Below are 16,970 nucleotides of genomic sequence, written 5' to 3'. Positions count from 1 at the left end.
TTTGTAAGTTCAGCGTAGCCCAAAGGTTCGTAGTTGGGCTTCAGCCCAAAGGTTCGTAGTTGGGCTTTAGCCCAAAGGTTCGTAGTTGGGCTTCAGCCCAAAGGTTCGTAGTTGGGCTTCAGCCCAAAGGTTCGTAGTTGGGCTTCAGCCCAAAGGTTCGTAGTTGGGCCAATGCCCCGTGTGCAGTTGGGCCAATGCCCCACAGGGGAATTTCACCCAGGGTTGAGGGTTGCTATAGATAAACCCCACAGTTTCCATAAGCCCCATAGCAGAGATTCCCCTCAACCGCCTTCACTGGAGAGACTGAGAAGAATTACTTATCGACACTCCCCAATACATTCCATAGACGGGATTCGAGAGATGTGGGCTCGCCGCCGTCAGGGATTCAGGAAACACAAAAATACTTATACATACGATTTAAGATTTTTTTAAAATTGGTGCCTCCAAAGTCTTCCACTCTTGCAGCAAAGGCGGTAAGCTTACACATAAGTAAGTTCAAGCAAACGGACTTGCCACTGATTCAGAAGGCGGCGACTGACGCTAGCCTTAGATTCCGCTTACCCATCCCCAGAGCTGGTGAGGACACCGGCGTTCCCCACGCCCTAAGTCCCAGAGCCAGCGCGGCCCGCAGATAACATAGTCTAACACGCTTTACAAGAGCCCCCAGAGTGGCGCTTCCCTTGCCCTCCTTCACCGAAGGAAAAGGGAGTCGCTAAAAGGAGATTTTATGACCTAATTTTCAGCCCAACTATCACAACGGCGATTTCTGATAACAGCTGTGCCCCCTCTAGCATCCGCTAGTGGACTGCAGATTGAGCGCGGCGCACGCCATCCATAAAGTTCACGCTCGTCCATCATCTAACAGCTCATGGCGGTTCCCCAGCCTAGCTCATGCCAAAGCGAAAGGAGCCGCTGCAAGGATATCTTATGACTAAATTCTCATCCCAATTTTCCCGACGAAAATTTCTCCTAACCGCTAGTGCGTCCGCAGTAGGCTCAGTGTTGCTCCACGGCTGTTTGGGCAACCCGCCAGAGGATGCGAGTGCTTCTAAGATCCAAAAAGTCGAAGCGATCACCATCCCCCCAGAACAGCAACCGGAAACCAAGACAGCGAATATTGGCTTCGTCGGTCAAACGGATGCCGCGCCGCTAATTATTGCCAAAGAGTTCGGCTACTTTGCCAAGTACGGCGTGCCCGATATCAACTTGACCAAGCAACCGTCTTGGGCAGTGATTCGGGATAAATTAGAGCTTGAGGCATCGGGCGGCGGGCTGGACGGCTCGATGGTGCTCACTCCCATGCCTTACCAGATGACGCTGGGCACTGTTACCAAAGGCAACAAAAAGATTCCCATGTACCTGGCGCTGCGGCTCAATATCGACGGTCAGGGAATCACAGTGGCTGACACCCTCAAGGATACGGGTGTCAAACTGGACACCTCCGTGTTGAAGGCCAAAGTCGAGGAAGCGAAAGCCGCCGGCAAGCCACTGCGGTTTGCCCACACCTTCAAAGGCGGCAGCAGCGAGCTGATGCTGCGCTACTGGCTAGCCGCCGGCGGCATCGATCCAGACAGCGATGTCGTCATACAGATAGTTCCGGGCTCCCAGATGGTTTCCAACCTGAAAACCGGCGACATCCAGGGCTTCTGCGTCGGAGAGCCCTGGCACCTGCGAGCGATTAACCAAAAGGTTGGCTACACCGCCCTGATTACCGGAGAATTCTGGAAAGACCACCCGGAAAAAGCCCTGGCCTTCCGCGCCGACTGGGCGGACAAGCATCCCAAGACGGCCAAGGCGATTCTCAAAGCAGTGATGGAAGCCCAGCAGTGGTGCGATAAGATGGAAAACCGCGAACAGATGGCCCAGATTCTGTCCCGCGAGGAGTACGCCAAAGTCCCCGTAGCAGACATTATCGACCGGCTCAAAGGCAAAATTGACTACGGCGACGGTCGCGTTGTAGAGAACAGCCCTCACATCATGCGCTACTGGCAGAATGGCACAGCCTCTTTCCCCTACCAGAGTCACGACCTGTGGTTCTTGGAAGAAAACATACGCTGGGGCAATCTGCCGCCAGATACCGACACCCAGAAACTCATCAAGCAAGTCAACCGGGAAGACCTGTGGCGAGAAGCTGCTAAAGACTGGGGACTTACTGCAGCAGAAATTCCCACAACTCCCTCCAAAGGCGTGGAGAAATTCTTTGACGGTGTGGAGTTTGACCCCGCCAATCCCAAGGCTTATCTGAAGAGCCTCAAGATAGGTCACAAGTCTTAGGATAAATTAAAAATTAAAAGTTAAATAGTTCTCCAGCACCGGAGGTGTTTGCTTTTAATTTTCAGGGCAAAATTGTTAAAGAGTTTTTCCCGACCGTACCAGCAGTAGCAGCAATCACAGGAGAACCCAGGAATGACCGCAGACTACAGACGCAATCAAGGATCTTTGGCTGACAGCGCCCTGTCCTATCTGAGGAAGCAAGCCCCCAACCTCGTGCCCCCGGTTGTGGCCATCTTAATTTTCCTAGCGGTGTGGCAGGTATTGTGTCTCAGCCCGCAATCAACCTTGCCCGGACCGATCCAGGTAATCCAGCAAAGCTGGACAAAGATTTTTTGGCCCTTTGCCTATCCCGACCGGGAGGGAACCGCTAAAGGCTTGTTCTGGCAGATATTGGCAAGCCTGAAACGGGTGGGAATTGGGTACTCCTTAGCAGCGATTGTCGGCGTTACAGGGGGAATTATCGTGGGGGTAAATAACTTCCTGTTCAAAGCGCTGGACCCCATATTCCAGCTAATGCGCACCATCCCCCCTCTAGCTTGGCTGCCCATCGCTCTGGCAGCACTCCAACAATCAGAACCCTCAGCCATTTATGTGATTTTTATCACATCTGTATGGCCGATACTGATGAATACCATTGTGGGCGTACAGCAGATTCCGCAGGATTATAAAAATGTAGCCAAAGTATTGCGCCTGTCCCAGCAGAATTATTTTGTCAAGATTGTTCTGCCTTCCACTGTTCCTTATATTTTTACCGGCCTGAGAATTGGCATCGGTCTGGCTTGGCTGGCAATTGTGGCAGCGGAAATGATTACAGGCGGTGTGGGAATCGGCTATTTCATGTTTGACGCCTACAACGTCGGTCGAGTCAGTGACGTGATCGTGGCTCTCGTTTATGTAGGCGTTGTTGGCCTGCTCCTGGACAAAATAATGGCTTTCATCGCCAGCAAGGTTTCTCCATCGTAGCGGGATAGTTTCGAGGACTGAGTTTTGAGATTGGCCGAAGTAAAATATCTCAAAACTCACCCAAAATAACCATCAATTGCTGGAAAATAAAATCTCACAAACTTTTAAATTGCCATGTCAGTTTTTGTTGCAGTTGACCAGCTGGAAAAAGTCTTTGACCTGTCAGGGGGAGGCAAATACGTCGCCCTCAAAGGAATTGACCTCTATATTAAAAAAGGAGAGTTTATCTCCTTTATTGGCCACTCCGGCTGTGGCAAATCCACCCTGCTGAATATGATTGCCGGTCTGGACTTGCCGACAGATGGCTTGGTAACCCTAGAAGGGCAGCGAGTTAGCGGTCCGGGACCCGACCGGATGGTCGTGTTTCAGAACTACTCCCTGCTGCCTTGGCTGACGGTGCGGGAGAACATTGCCCTGGCTGTTGATGAAGTGCTGGGCCACCTGCCCGCCGGGGAGCGGCGCGGCATCGTTGAGGAGCACATTGATATGGTCGGGTTGCGACAGCACTGCGACAAGCAACCGGGCATGCTGTCAGGGGGTCAGAAACAGCGGGTGTCCATCGCCCGCGCCCTCGCCATCCGCCCCAAGGTGCTGTTGCTCGACGAACCCTTCGGCGCACTGGACGCCCTCACCCGGGGCAACTTGCAAGAGAAGCTGATGGAAATCTGTCAGGAGCACGAAGTCACAGCCATCATGGTCACTCACGATGTCGATGAAGCGGTGCTGCTGTCTGACAAGATTGTCATGCTCACCAATGGGCCGGAATCGAAGATTGGCCAGATTATGGATGTGGACATCCCCCGCCCCCGCAAGCGCATGGAAGTGGTGGCCCACCCCAGCTACTACAGCCTGCGCTCGGAAATGATTTACTTCCTCAACCAGCAGAAGCGCATCAAAAAGCTGCGGGCGAGGAAAGTTGGAGCAATCGCCCGTCACGGACTGGAAAAAGTCAACGTGGACATCGGCTTTGTGCCCCTGACCGCCTGCGCCCCCCTCGCCGTGGCCAAAGAAAAAGGCTTCTTCGCCAAGCACGGGCTGGATGAAGTCCACTTGGTGCGGGAAACCAGCTGGCGGGGGATTACTGATGGCATTGTCGGGGGCTATTTGGATGCGGCTCAAATGCCCTCTGGGATGCCGGTGTGGCTGGCTCTGGGGGGAAATGACAACCGCCCCGTGCCGGTGGTCAGCTCCCTGACCATGACTCGCAACGGCAACGCCATCACCTTGTGCAAGCGCTTTTTGGATCAGGGGATATACACGCTGGCGGATTTTAAGAAGTACCTGCGCTCAACCCCCAACTTGACACACAGGATGGGAATGGTGCACCCCGCCTCCATGCACAATATGCTCCTGCGCTACTGGCTGGCTGCCGGTGGCATTGACCCCGACCAGGACGTCGCCCTGAAAACCCTGCCGCCGGCTCAAATGGTGGTGGACCTGAAAGCCGGCAGTATTGACGGTTACTGTGTGGGCGAACCTTGGAACTATCGCGGGGCGATGGAAGGAGTTGGCTTTACGGTCGCCACAGACTTGGAAATTTGGCCCGGACACCCGGGGAAAGTTCTCGGCGTGCGAGAAGACTGGGCTAACGCTTATCCCAACACCCACATCGCTTTGGTGAAAGCCCTGCTGGAAGCAGGCCAGTATTGCGCCGATCCGGCTCACGCAGAAGAAATTCGCCAGATCCTCGCCGGTCCGGAATATCTCAGCACCAATGTGGCTTATATCCAGCTGGGCGACCCCAACTCTGTGGCCTGCAGTTTGGAGCAGCCGATGCGCGAATACGCCCATCACCTGTTTTTTGGAGATGGCGTCAATCGCCCCAGCCGCACTGAACACCTCTGGCAGATGACCCAGATGGCGCGTTGGGGTGACATTCCCTTCCCCCGCAACTGGCTGGAAATCCTGGAGCGGGTGTGTCGGGTGAGCGTTTTCAGCACAGCGGCGCGAGAGCTCGGCGTGCTTGACATGAAGTACAATCGCGGCTCGATCCAGCTGTTTGACGGCAGCACTTTTGATGCTGATGACCCAATCGCCTATCTCAACAGCCTGGAAATTAAACGCGATTTCAGCGTTGCCGAAGTTGTCCTCGACTCACGAGCAGCGAAAGTAGCATAATGAGTCAGCTGTCAGTGCCTCTGGCTGCAGCCAAAATTAACCAACAACCAGCCACTGACAGCTCATCCAAAACCCCTCACACCTCACCCCTCACCCCTCACCCCTCACCCCTCACCCCGGAGGACATGCCATGCAATCCAAAACTACTCTCGCCTACACCCAAACAGCCCAAAAGCCCACTGTTAAATCGACCAAGCGTGACGAATTCCTGGTAATGGAGAATGTTACCAAGGTCTACAAAACGCCCAAAGGCCCGTTTACGGTACTCGATGGCGTCAACCTCACTGTTCAGCAGGGCGAGTTTATTTGCGTCATCGGTCACTCCGGCTGCGGCAAATCGACCCTGCTGAACATGGTTTCCGGTTTCGCCCAGCCCACCACCGGCAGGGTTGACCTGCAAGGTGCCCCCATTACTAAGCCCGGTCCAGACCGCATGGTGGTGTTCCAAAACTACGCCCTGCTTCCTTGGCTGACCGCGTTTGAAAATATCTACCTGGCGGTTGACTCGGTTTACCCGGAAAAGCCGGAAGCGGAAAAGCGCGACATCGTGCGCAAGCATCTGGCAATGGTGGGGCTGACGGAAGCGGCTCAGAAAAAACCCACCCAAATCTCTGGGGGGATGAAGCAGCGGGTGTCCATCGCTCGGGCTCTGGCGATTCGCCCCAAGGTGCTGATTTTGGATGAGCCGTTCGGCGCTCTCGATGCTATTACTAAGGAGGAGTTGCAGGAAGAGCTGCTGAAAATCTGGAGTGATAACCGGGCGACGGTGCTGATGATCACCCACGACATCGACGAGGCTCTGTTCCTGGCCGACCGTCTGGTGATGATGACCAATGGGCCGGCTGCTAAAATTGGCGAGATTATGGAGATCCCCTTCCCCCGCCCCCGCGACCGGGCCCGCATTATGGAAGACCCCGAATATTACAACCTGCGCAACTATGCCTTAGATTTCCTGTATAATAGGTTTGCTCACGACGCTGATGAGTAACTCTTTCAGGAAAAGGGCGAACACGCCAAAGGCAAAATTTTTCGATTTTCCTTTTGCTGTTTGCCTCGTTCAGGCTGAAAGCTGATAGCTGCCTCCTGCGTCACACGACCGGGAGGTGTTTTCGCTTTTTGATTTGCCCTCACTTCCCCTGTCTAGACTGGGTGCGACCTGAATGAAAGAACAGCGCTCTAAAACAAATCTGATATCCGTGTGGCTGTTTATCAACGTGACAGCAATGTTGTTATGGAAAAAATTGTGGGCGGAACTGAAAACTCACAGCCAGGATGAGAACTTCCTGCACTTGCTGGAAAAAGGAGAGGTGATTATCTCCAAAATCCTCTCGGTGGCTATGATCGTGGTCATCCTGGAGTCTATTTTAAACCTGGGAGTGTTTATGATGGAGGGGCTGATCGCAGCTCCCACTAAATCTTTTAGCAAGACTCTGTTTGAAACCTTCGGCCTATTTTTGAATGTTTTGATAGCCCTGGAGATTCTGGAAAATATCACCGCCTATCTGAAAAAGCACGTGATTCAAGCGGAGCTGGTAATCGCTACTTCTTTAATCGCCGTCGCTCGAAAGATTATTATTCTGGATCTGGAGAAATATGACGGCGTTAAGATTGTTGGCTTGGGAATCTCGATTTTCGCTCTTTCTATTAGTTACTGGATTGTTAAAAGCATGAACGTTAAGCGCAATGGCGAATAAACTGCTGGCATCCCCCGCACCGGGGCGACCTGCAGCGGCAATCCACCTCAGTTTGAGCGAACATTAGGGATAGAGATGTAAATCAGCAATATTTTCCCTTTAACTTTGGCCACCTACTGAGCCTCTGGCGGGCACATGAACAATCAATTGCCGTCCCTTAGACGAGCCCTGCTTTTAGTGAACCGTCGCGCCCGACGCGGACAAGAAACTGTCTCGGAAGCGGTGCAGCACTTGCAAGCGCTGGGCTTTGACCCGATCGAGGAATCCACAGAACACCCCCTGCGTCTGCCCGACCTGATCCGCCGCTACCGGCACCAGGTGGATTTGGTGATTGTTGGCGGCGGAGATGGCACCCTCAACGCAGCGGTAGAGGGATTAGTTGACACCCACTTGCCCTTGGGCATCTTGCCCCTGGGAACGGCCAACGACCTGGCTCGCACTTTGGGGATTCCCCCCTCGGTGCCAGATGCCTGCCAGATTATTGCCACCGGCCACATCCGGCACATCGACTTGGGGTGGGTCAATGGCAAGCACTTCTTCAATGTCGCCAGTTTGGGGCTTTCCGTGGAAATCACCCAGCAGCTGAGCAAAGAAGCCAAGCGCCGGTGGGGCGTCCTGGCCTACGCCTTGACCGCCGCCCGAGCCATCTGGCAATCCCGACCCTTCAAAGCCGAGATTCGCTGCAATGGGGAATCTGTCACCGTAAAAACTATTCAAATTGCCGTGGGCAACGGGCGCTATTACGGGGGCGGGCTGACTGTGGCTGAGGATGCTGCGATTGATGACCGGCGGCTGGATTTGTACAGTCTGGAAACTGCGCAGTGGTGGCAAATCCTCCCCTTGCTGCCGGCGATGTGGCGAGGCACTCACACCTCCTGGCCAAAGGTCCGCGCTCTTTCCGGCAGCGAATTTGAAGTCCACACCCGCAGACCCCGTGCGATCAACACCGATGGCGAACTCACCGCCCGCACGCCGGCCCACTTCCGCGTCATCCCTCAAGCTCTGGCAGTTCTGGCTCCCGCCCAATAGCCCTGCCCGCCAGGGTGCCGGTGTCTCTCTCTCAGGATTTTTACAAAATTTTATAAAATTATATAAAAATTTACTCTCAACCCAGCGCAGCAACATGAAGAAACCAGGTTAATTTAATAAACCTGGTTTATGGCCGCAGGCACGCTATCCTTAATTCTGCCCGCACACTTATAATAAGTTTGTATTTTAGAATTATGGCATTTGGATCATAAAGCCGGAAAAACAGGAGGTTTGCTGCTATTTGAAACTGCTTTACTGCCTTTGCTTAAAATAATATGGGTAAAAGCTGGGCCTCGAAAATTGGTATAATTACCAACCGCGCGCCGGGGGTGGGCTGTCCGTATTATTGGTCTATAAAAGTCGCTCCGACGCGGGAAGCGTCGCTCGGATTCAGGATACCGGCTGCCCTGATTTTCCAGAGTAATTTTCGCTTGGCGCATCCAAAAGATTCAGGTTGTGAAGAATCAGGGGATTAGGGGTGGATTGCTGATGGGGGATACTTTTGAAGCTGGCCACTAAGCGGGGAGGAGGGGCTGCCGTCACCTAAAACATCTGCGAAACTGACCGGGGACGATTCAGGAGAAAACTTGTCAGAATTCAAAGCTGCCGGCAGGGCAGCAAGCTGAAGAGATTATGACTCGATGTCATGGCTTTGATGGCTGGGTTGTGTTACAATAGTTTCAGCTAAGAGCGAGGGATTGGACACTCCCACCGAGAGCCGGTGTGGCAAGAGCCAGTTCCCAAGCCAAAAGTGGGGGATTCTTGGAAGAGGTGCTAAAATAGACTGAGTTTCAAGCAAGTTAACTAGAAATCGCCCACACCCTTTAGGAAGCTACTGATGCCAGCCTTTTTGGGGAAGCGGGAAGTGAGCGCGTAAGGACAGGTAAGGACAAGATTGCGTGCGGGAGTTGAGGAGTTGCCAAGTTAGCTTGAAAGCCAGCGATTCATCGGGATTGAGCGGAAGCGGTATACTGGAGGGGCAGCCGGTGTGGCCACAAGGGACGAGCGGGCTAGTGCACCGGCGAGTGTGGGGCATTAGCCCAACTACAAACGGTGGGGCATTAGCCCAACTACAAACGGACGACCGGCAGCAAGAGCGGCAAAACTTCTAGAGGGAGTGTGCGGGTTTATTTTTGAGGCGGAAGGATGAGAAAGGAATGAAGTTTTAAGAAAAAAAAGCGGGGCGAGAAAGTATTTAGAAGATTTAACCGCAGGCGACAGGCGCAGCCTTGAGAGGGGGACGGCAAGAAGAAAAGCCTGTAAGCTGATTCACCCTCTCCCCCATGCCGCAGGCTTGTAAATGCGGGTGGCATTGGCTATATAATCAAATGCCAGCCCCTGATTCCACTGGCGCTGCGGGGGAAATCACACTACGAGTGCCTTCCCGAACCCCTGTCAAGCTGAATAGATGGCAATCGCTGCTGCTACAAGGCAGAGGTTGCTAGAGAGACAGGACAGCTGCCACCCAAGTCCCGTGTAAACTGAAAGGGTTTGAGAAAAACGGCTTGGGAAGGCTTCCTGGGGAAGCCGTGATGCCACAACCTAAATTGATGCAGAGCTGCCGGGCGGCGATGGCCAGCACCTCCGCTCTGGCAGGGGTGCCGGTGCCGGCTCTTTCAAGAAGAAGGCAAGTTTTCGCACCTCGGCAGATGGCGAGAGAAGCTCAGCAGATCTCCGAGGGGGCACGCCCTCGCTCTGTCCAGAACTTGCTAGAGCTCGTTCCGCAGGACGGATGGCCAGACGAGAGGCCACTGCGGCTGTTTCGCAGCGCGGGTCAAGAAGCGACGGTCTGGGGCGTGAGCCAGACCAGTTGGTGCGTTTTCAGGCCAAAATAGACTCAGTTGACCGGATGGTGGCACGGAGCGCGAGAATTGAGGCAAAGCGCGATCCCTCTGCGGCAATCGCCATAGAGTTATGAGCTGTCACAACTTATCCCAGCCATAATCTCATCCAAAATAGATGATGGCTCGTGATAATTTTTAGGCTAAGACACAGATTAGGAGTTGTAATGAACAGTCAACCGTCCGCTGCGACCCCGATGAACGCCCAACCAAAGTCGGCGTCTACCCCACTCAATACCAAGCCCCCCCTGACGCCCTTGCCGCTCAAATCGATTCTCAGCGTTGACCTGGGCCGGACGTCCACAAAAGCCTGCGTGAGCCGAGATGCGGACAGTGTGGTATTCATTCCGGCGAACGTGGTGGAGAAGCCGGTGCAAGACGTTCGGGGAGGTACTTTTGAGCCCCGCTCCGCCGACATCTTATTGGATCTGTGGCTGGAGTATCAGGGGAGCGGCTTCGCCTTTGGCCAGCTGGCTGCTGACTTTGGAGCGAAGCTTTACTCGGAAACGGGCAATCTCAATCAATCCAAAACCGAGGAGGCACTGCCCAAAGTTCTCGCTTGTATCGGGTTCTTCAACGACAAGCTCAAGGACAAGGATGATTTGGCAGTCGTGATCAGCCTGCCTTACTATTCCCAGGAGCAGTTTGAGCGAGAGAAAGAAAAAGTCCTCAACCTGCTGACCGGCCCTCACGTGATGAGCTTTCGGGGCGAGCAGATATCACTGAACATTACCAAGGTGTGGGTGATCCCCGAAGGGTACGGCAGCCTGATCTGGTGTGAGGCCCAAGCGAAAAAGCCATCGACCACAGACTTTTCCAAAGTGCCGGTGGCAATTATCGACATCGGGCACCAGACCACAGACTGCTTGATGGTGGACAATTTCCGGTTCGCGCGGGCAGCTTCCAAGAGCGAATCGTTTGCCATGACCAAGTTCTACGAACAAGTGGCCGCCCAGATTGAGGGGGCTGACCCTCAATCCCTGACCCTGATCCAGGCGGTGAACCGGCCCAAGGGAGACCGGTTCTACCGTCCGAGAGGCGTTACCAAGCCCACCAATCTCGACGATATCCTGCCCAACCTCAAAGAAGCGTTTTCCCGCGAGATGTGCACCCGCGTGCTGGAGTGGCTGCCAGAGCGAGTTACAGATGTTATTCTTACTGGGGGGGGCGGTGAGTTTTTCTGGGACGACATGCAACGCTTGCTCAAAGACGCCCGGATCAACGCCCACTTAGCCTCGCCGTGCCGGCCAGCCAATGCTCTAGGGCAGTACATGTATGGAGAGGCCCAGCTGGCGTCAGTCACGGTTCGCTCACCTAAGGCTTGAACTTAATGTTCCAGAGGTCAAACAGGACAAATAGATCGGTCACGTTCAACCTGGAGGTTGCTGACCAAACCTTGTTAGCGGTTATTGAAACCGAGCTGGCCAAACAGCCGCACAAGACATTCAGTGACCTCTGCAAGGAAGCGCTCTGGCAGTTTTTATACATCTCCGAATCTGTACGCCCCACCCCCAAAACAGGGGAGGTGGAACAGCAAATTTCTGAACTGCAGGGTCAGCTGGCTGACCTGCAGCAGCAGCTAAGGGCCAAAGAATCTGACCCGTTGCCGGCCCCTGACAGCCAGCAACTGGCCGGCCTCTCGGCCCGGATAGAACAGCATCTGGCGGGGCTGCAGCGCCAAATTGCCGCTCAAGAACAGCAGGTAATGGCCAAAGCATCTGAACAGTTGCAGGCCGCTACCAGCCAGGTGCAGCTCACCCTCTCGGGCCAGATGCAGCAGCAAGTCGCTGAGGTGCACCGGCAAATTGCCGCTCAGGAACAGCGGGTAGCGGCTAAAGCATCAGACCAGTTGCAAGCCGCTGCCGGCCACCTGCAGGCCACTCTCTCAGCCCAGATGGAACAGCAGCTCGCGGGCCTGCAGCGCCAGATTGCTGAGCAGGAACAGCGCCTAATGGCCCGCTCCTCTGACCAGTTGCAGGCCGCTGCCAGCCAGCAGCAGGCGGCCCTCTCCGCCCGGATAGAACAGCAGGTGGCGGGGCTGCAGCGGCAAATTGCTGACCTGGAACAGCGGGTCACGGCCAAAGCCTCAGACCAATTGCAGGCCGCTGCCAGCCAGCAGCAGGCGGCCCTCTCCGCCCGGATAGAACAGCAGGTGGCGGGGCTGCAGCGGCAAATTGCTGACCTGGAACAGCGCCTCACCGCCAAAACCTCTGACCAGTTGCAGGCAGCGGCCAGCCAGCAGGCGGCCCTCGCCGGCCAGATGGAACAGTATGTGGCGGGCCTGCAGCGGCAAATTGCTGGACTCGAACAGCGCGTCGCGGCAAAAGCCTCTGACCCGCAGCAGGCCGGTGCCGGCCAGCAGGCCCCCCTCTCCGCCCAAATGGAACAGCAGGTGGCGGGGCTGCAGCGTCAAATCGCCGCCCTGGAACAGCGGTTCATGGCCAAGGAATCAGGCCAGTTCGAGGTTCTCGACCGCTTGGTGCGCGAGCTGGGCCAGCAGATCGCGCAGGTGGCTGTGCCAGCCGATCGCCCGCCTGCCGCTGAGACTCCCTCACGGCGTCAGCCTGTGCCGCAACCCGCGACTCCCGAGCCCCCTGCCCCACCCGCAGAGGTCGATCCCGAAATAGAGCGCCTCAAAGCCATCATCCCACTTGATGATTTCTAAGTTTAATTAGGCCGCTTGTGGGGGGCGTGGGGCGCTCGCCCCATTGGGGAACAGGGCACAGGACTAAAACCCTGACTCTACCTTTACGGCCAAAACGGCCCTGCGGCTCGCAGAAGATTGGGAATTTGGCATAAGCCGCAGGGAACAAGCAGAAGAAAGAAAGGGAGAAGAAGTTATGGCGCGATGCTGGCTTCTTCTCCCTTCCTTTCTGTTACTCTCTCACCTAAAAAAATATCCTGCGATCGCCTTTTCCCCCTACTTTTATAGCAGTAGCCACTTAGATTAGAACATTAGACCTTCAGGGGGGGGCGGGACGCCTGCCCTACTTCTATATAGCAGTAAGCATTTAGGAAACCTACATTCCGGCCTCCCTTGCTCCAGAGCTCCCGAAGCTTCTATTGTTCTAGGCCCGGCGAACGCCGTACCGACGTCGGAACCAGCTAGGATAGGCGATCATTCCGACGAGCGTGTCCGAACCTAAGTGAATATTGCTATAAGCTTTTAGGCTTTTCATCTTCCTATCTGCCCAAAGGAGGCAGAGCCTCCAGCACGGAGGGAACTGCTATAAATATTGTCTGTCTCAAGCCGATATCTTTTCTATACCCCCCGCAGCGGGGCGCTTCTGGGGAGTGCCGGTTTCATCAAAGCGCTTTATGAGTGTGCCGGCAACAAGAAACCCCATGCCCGATGCCCCATGCCCGATGCCCCACGCCCAATCCCCAATGCCCACTTCGCTTCTCACCGCACCTCAGTAATTTCCAGAGAATACGGGTGATAGGTCTTTGCTTTGTAGGAACCAATCCAAATTTTGTAAGTGCCGGCTCGCCACTGACCGGCAATGCCAGGATTTTGCCCCCGGTTCATCTGGTCATCACTGCACCAGCTGCCACCTGGTCCGCGCACGATTAAGGTGGTGTCTTCTGGGCTTTCAACCTGCAGGCTGAGGTAATTAAAAAAAGCCGTCAGCGTCAGAATGTGGTCTGGCTCTTCATCTGCGAAACCCGCACAAGGGCCGGTGGGCGTTTCTTTGCGGCCCGCGATTTTCTCTGCCGCAACCTCTCCGCCACTGATACCGCGAATCGCCATCGGGTCTGAGTCAAACTTAGGGCTGACCGTCACGCTCTCAAATAAAGGCAGCTGCGCCGGCAGCGCCAGACTTGGGGCCAAGAGTGCGTTCCAGAATGCTCCCGCAGCAATGGCAGCGGCCACCAGGGTTGAAAAGCCGCACACCTGTGCGAATCTCCCGCCTGGATTTAGCCCGCTTTTGTGCGTTCTGATTGCTCTCAATTGCGCTTTCCAACAGAAAGTCAACTACTTTAACCGTTAAAAGACGGCTCGATTGCGGCTCGAGTTCCTTTTGTATAGGGCCAGCAGTGCCGGCCCTGCTTTTGCTTTTCAATTCCAGCGGTTAGCGCTCCGAGGTCGTTTCACCGGCAATATAGTCCCTGAACCCCTGAACCTTCTGCGCTAACTCTTGGCGACTGGGCCCGCTGAGTAAATAGCGGTAAATAAACCAGCCGGCGTAAACAACGCCAATCAACTCAAAAGTCGGCTTGACCAGCGGGATATCGTTAAGCACCTCCAGTACAGCTAGCATCACCCTCACGGTCACCGCTGCCGCTACAATCAAACCCACCGAGACAATCGGCTTTTTGTATGTGCCAAAAAAGTCTGTAACATAATCCGGCAGATTTGACAAGACATCGACAACTTTTTCAGCGGTTCCTTGCCACGGCTGCGCCGGCACCTCGGGAAGCGGCTCGGCGGCACCGGCACTGGGGGCTATGACCAGCGGCGTGCCGGCAGCCCCTTCTGATTTTGGTTTGTCTGGCACAGGAGTTTCACTCAAAACAACACCCCCATCAACATTTATGTTTAACGCCTTTTGCAAGCGGACTCGATCCAAAGAGCGCTGATGCAGCAGCAACCAAGATTGTATCAGGTCTGGCCCGGCAAGGACGCCGGTCAGGGCTGCCCGCAGCGACCGCATCACCGCCCCTTTCTTGACATTTTGCTCTTTCGTCAGCTTTTTGATCAGCTCCCCGGCACTCGCCTCTGTCAGGGGCGCATCGCTGCTGAGGTTTGCCCAAATGGCCTCCAAGATAGCGCGAGCTTCTGGCAGCAGAAGCTGCGCCGCCGCTTCCTTATCGCAGCTCACCTCTGGCACAAAAAACACCCGGCTCATCTCGACCGCCTCTGACAAGCGAGTCAGGCTCGGCCCAATTAGAGCCGCCAGCTGCTCCAGCCAAGGGCGATCACAAACCGGCTCGAATTCAAACCCCGCCTCCTGCCAGTAGGGAATCAGCCTTTCCACCAGGGTGCCGGCTGGCATAGCGTGCAGGTACTGGCTGTTAATCCAGTTGAGCTTGTCCCAGTCAAATTTGGCACCGGCCTTGTTCACCCGCTCGAAGCTGAACTTCTGCGCCGCCTCTTGCAAAGTAAACAGTTCTTTGGTATCTTGCGGCGACCACCCCAACAAAGTCATGTAATTAACCATCGCCTCTGCCGTGTAGCCCATCTGCCTAAATTCCGAGATCGACGTCACCCCGTCTCGTTTCGACAGCTTTTGACCTTCTGGATTCAAAATCAGGGGCGTGTGGGCGAATGCCGGTATTTTTGCCCCGAAGGCTTCGTAGAGCAAAATCTGTTTTGGCGTATTGCCGATGTGGTCTTCCCCTCGGATGACGTGGGTGATGCGCATGTCGATGTCATCCACCACCACCGCCAAGTTGTAGAGAGGCTGGCCAACGAGCGTGCCGGTGCTGGCGCGAGCGATGACCATATCCCCGCCGAGGTCGCTGCCTTTCCAGGTCACCGTCCCCCGCACCATGTCATTCCAGGAAATCTCCCGCTCGTCCTCAATAATGAAGCGAATTACCGAGGTGCGCCCTTCTGCTTCAAAGGCTTTCCGCTGCTTCTCTGTCAGATTGCGGTGGCGGTTGTCGTAGCGGGGAGCCTGTTTTTTGGCCATCTGCTCCTCCCGCATTTGGGTTAGCTCTGCCTCTGTGCAGTAGCACCGATAGGCTACCCCTTTGTCCAGCAAGGTTTGAATCATCTGCCGGTAGAAGTCTAAGCGAGCCGACTGAAAAATCGGCCCTGCGTCCCAGTTCAGACCCAGCCAGGTGAGCCCTTCCAGGATATTCTGGGTGTGCGACTCTCGCGAGCGCTCCTGATCCGTATCTTCTATGCGCAAAATAAACTGCCCGCCCTGGTTGCGGGCAAACAGCCAATTAAAAACAGCCGTTCTGGCTGTCCCGATGTGTAAGCTGCCGGTGGGGCTTGGGGCAAGACGAACTCTAACTGTCACAAAAGCATCTGATACATTTACGCGACATTATCCGAGGTATTCCCGGACAATGCAACGATAGCACTATCCCCGGTAAAAGTGATAGAGGCGGTATCCCGCAAAGCTTTCAGGAAAATCCCACGCGATCGCCATTCCAGTCTTGCGAAGCGCGTAAACCCGCAACTGGGACAGTGGAAAACTTTAGAGCCACCCAAGCGGGTGTGGACATTTTGAACTTTTGAACTGGTATAGCAGCAGCCACTTAGATTAGAACATTAGACCTTCAGGGGGGGCGTCCCGCCTGCCCTACGTCTATATAGCAGTAAGCATTTAGGAAACCTACATTCCGGCCTCCCTTGCTCCAGAGCTCCCAAAGCTTCTATTCTTCTAACCAATATGACTGGTGCTATATCTGCCACAACCCCGCCCCTGCGGCTCAAATCGCCAACGCAGGGGCGGGTTTAGCAATATTCTCCCCTGTCCGGGGGAGAGTTCGGAAGAACCCACCCCTACTCTTAAGGCCAGACGCGGGGCAATCGCGCTTGGCACACGACTCATTAGAACGGGACTGACGGGGCTCGAACCCGCAACTTCCGCCGTGACAGGGCGGTGCTCTAACCAATTGAACTACAGTCCCTTGTTTCCTGACAATTTCTATTGTGCTGGCAGTTTTGGAATTTGTCAACGGTTTTTCGGAAAATTTTTTTCGGCACCGGCAAGTCCGGGCAGGCCCGCAAATTTACGCAATTTTACGGTTGACTTACTTTTCAGTATAGCCTATATGAGCGCGGCAGGCAAGCCGGTGCTGGATGCCCGGATTGGGGATTGGGGATTGGGCATGGGGCATTGGGGCATGGGGCATGGCGGCGGCAGTGGGGCATGGAGGATGCTTTTAGGGGTGGGTTTTTTCTCTGTGTTAGGCGTGCACCCACTGCCACAGCAGCAGTCCTATTACTTAGGACATCAGTGGCCTGGGATAAAAGGCGTAGGACAGGCGTCTCGCCTGTCCCCCCTCTGAAGCTGGCATTTCGGGGGGGTGACGGTTGCCGGTGTGCCTGAAACGGCTCTCTTGTTTCGGTTTCCCGTAATTCCTTATGCGG

Annotated in this window: 14 protein-coding genes, 1 tRNA gene and 1 pseudogene; 10 read left to right on the top strand and 6 right to left on the bottom strand. The window is 55.0% G+C overall.

Features of this window, described 5'->3' with window-relative positions; translation table 11 throughout:
- Positions 1-927: 927 nt before the first annotated feature.
- The 10 genes from OSC10802_RS0125865 to fcmC all read left to right on the top strand — a co-directional run bounded on the left by OSC10802_RS0125865 (position 928) and on the right by fcmC (position 12,584).
- Complete coding sequence (locus OSC10802_RS0125865; RefSeq protein ID WP_026098806.1) at positions 928-2,274, top strand: CmpA/NrtA family ABC transporter substrate-binding protein; 1,347 nt, start codon at positions 928-930, stop codon at positions 2,272-2,274.
- A 132-nt stretch (positions 2,275-2,406) separates the two neighbouring features.
- Positions 2,407-3,237 carry a nitrate ABC transporter permease gene (gene ntrB / locus OSC10802_RS0125860; RefSeq protein ID WP_017719676.1) on the top strand — a complete coding sequence of 277 codons (831 nt, stop codon included), beginning with the start codon at positions 2,407-2,409 and terminating at the stop codon, positions 3,235-3,237.
- A 114-nt stretch (positions 3,238-3,351) separates the two neighbouring features.
- Positions 3,352-5,355, top strand: coding sequence for an ABC transporter ATP-binding/substrate-binding protein (locus OSC10802_RS0125855; protein ID WP_017719675.1), 2,004 nt, complete (start codon positions 3,352-3,354; stop codon positions 5,353-5,355).
- Positions 5,356-5,485: 130 nt separating this feature from the next.
- Complete coding sequence (locus tag OSC10802_RS0125850; protein WP_017719674.1) at positions 5,486-6,343, top strand: nitrate ABC transporter ATP-binding protein; 858 nt, start codon at positions 5,486-5,488, stop codon at positions 6,341-6,343.
- A gap of 235 nt (positions 6,344-6,578) precedes the next feature.
- Positions 6,579-7,049 carry a phosphate-starvation-inducible PsiE family protein gene (locus OSC10802_RS0125845; RefSeq protein WP_044171585.1) on the top strand — a complete coding sequence of 157 codons (471 nt, stop codon included), beginning with the start codon at positions 6,579-6,581 and terminating at the stop codon, positions 7,047-7,049.
- A 135-nt stretch (positions 7,050-7,184) separates the two neighbouring features.
- Positions 7,185-8,078 (top strand): lipid kinase, encoded by an 894-nt coding sequence (locus OSC10802_RS0125840; protein ID WP_026098804.1) that lies wholly within the window; start codon positions 7,185-7,187, stop codon positions 8,076-8,078.
- A gap of 899 nt (positions 8,079-8,977) precedes the next feature.
- Positions 8,978-9,190, top strand: a complete 213-nt coding sequence (locus tag OSC10802_RS51065) for a hypothetical protein (protein WP_155968377.1) — start codon at positions 8,978-8,980, stop codon at positions 9,188-9,190.
- A 420-nt stretch (positions 9,191-9,610) separates the two neighbouring features.
- A complete protein-coding gene (locus tag OSC10802_RS0125835) occupies positions 9,611-9,913 on the top strand; it encodes a hypothetical protein (RefSeq protein WP_017719671.1) in 303 nt (100 codons plus the stop codon).
- 173 nt (positions 9,914-10,086) lie between these two features.
- Positions 10,087-11,244, top strand: a complete 1,158-nt coding sequence (gene fcmB / locus OSC10802_RS0125830; protein WP_017719670.1) for a filament morphology actin-like protein FcmB — start codon at positions 10,087-10,089, stop codon at positions 11,242-11,244.
- 5 nt (positions 11,245-11,249) lie between these two features.
- A complete protein-coding gene (fcmC, locus tag OSC10802_RS44830; RefSeq protein WP_017719669.1) occupies positions 11,250-12,584 on the top strand; it encodes a filament morphology membrane protein FcmC in 1,335 nt (444 codons plus the stop codon).
- Positions 12,585-13,164: 580 nt separating this feature from the next.
- Here the strand turns inward: fcmC and OSC10802_RS51060 are convergent.
- From OSC10802_RS51060 to OSC10802_RS0125805, 6 genes and pseudogenes are all read right to left on the bottom strand, one after another.
- The gene (locus OSC10802_RS51060) at positions 13,165-13,326 is read right to left on the bottom strand and encodes a hypothetical protein (protein WP_017719668.1); all 162 of its coding nucleotides are present in this window, start codon (positions 13,324-13,326) and stop codon (positions 13,165-13,167) included.
- Positions 13,323-13,814: a hypothetical protein gene (locus OSC10802_RS0125815; RefSeq protein WP_017719667.1), complete on the bottom strand. Its 492-nt coding sequence runs from the start codon at positions 13,812-13,814 to the stop codon at positions 13,323-13,325. The genes OSC10802_RS51060 and OSC10802_RS0125815 overlap by 4 nt, the downstream gene beginning before the upstream one ends.
- Positions 13,815-13,992: 178 nt before the next feature.
- Positions 13,993-14,331, bottom strand: a complete 339-nt coding sequence (locus OSC10802_RS56730; RefSeq protein WP_369797133.1) for a CAAD domain-containing protein — start codon at positions 14,329-14,331, stop codon at positions 13,993-13,995.
- A 126-nt stretch (positions 14,332-14,457) separates the two neighbouring features.
- Positions 14,458-15,891 (bottom strand): annotated as a pseudogene (gene gltX / locus OSC10802_RS41795) (glutamate--tRNA ligase); the annotation flags it as partial.
- A 106-nt stretch (positions 15,892-15,997) separates the two neighbouring features.
- Positions 15,998-16,132, bottom strand: coding sequence for a hypothetical protein (locus OSC10802_RS55860; RefSeq protein WP_255349175.1), 135 nt, complete (start codon positions 16,130-16,132; stop codon positions 15,998-16,000).
- A 301-nt stretch (positions 16,133-16,433) separates the two neighbouring features.
- A tRNA-Asp gene (locus OSC10802_RS0125805) sits at positions 16,434-16,507 on the bottom strand.
- Between the last annotated feature and the right edge of the window lie 463 nt (positions 16,508-16,970).

Source organism: Kamptonema formosum PCC 10802 (assembly GCF_000332335.1).
Lineage (GTDB): Bacteria > Cyanobacteriota > Cyanobacteriia > Cyanobacteriales > Oscillatoriaceae > Oscillatoria.
This window is presented reverse-complemented; position numbering and strand designations above follow the sequence as displayed.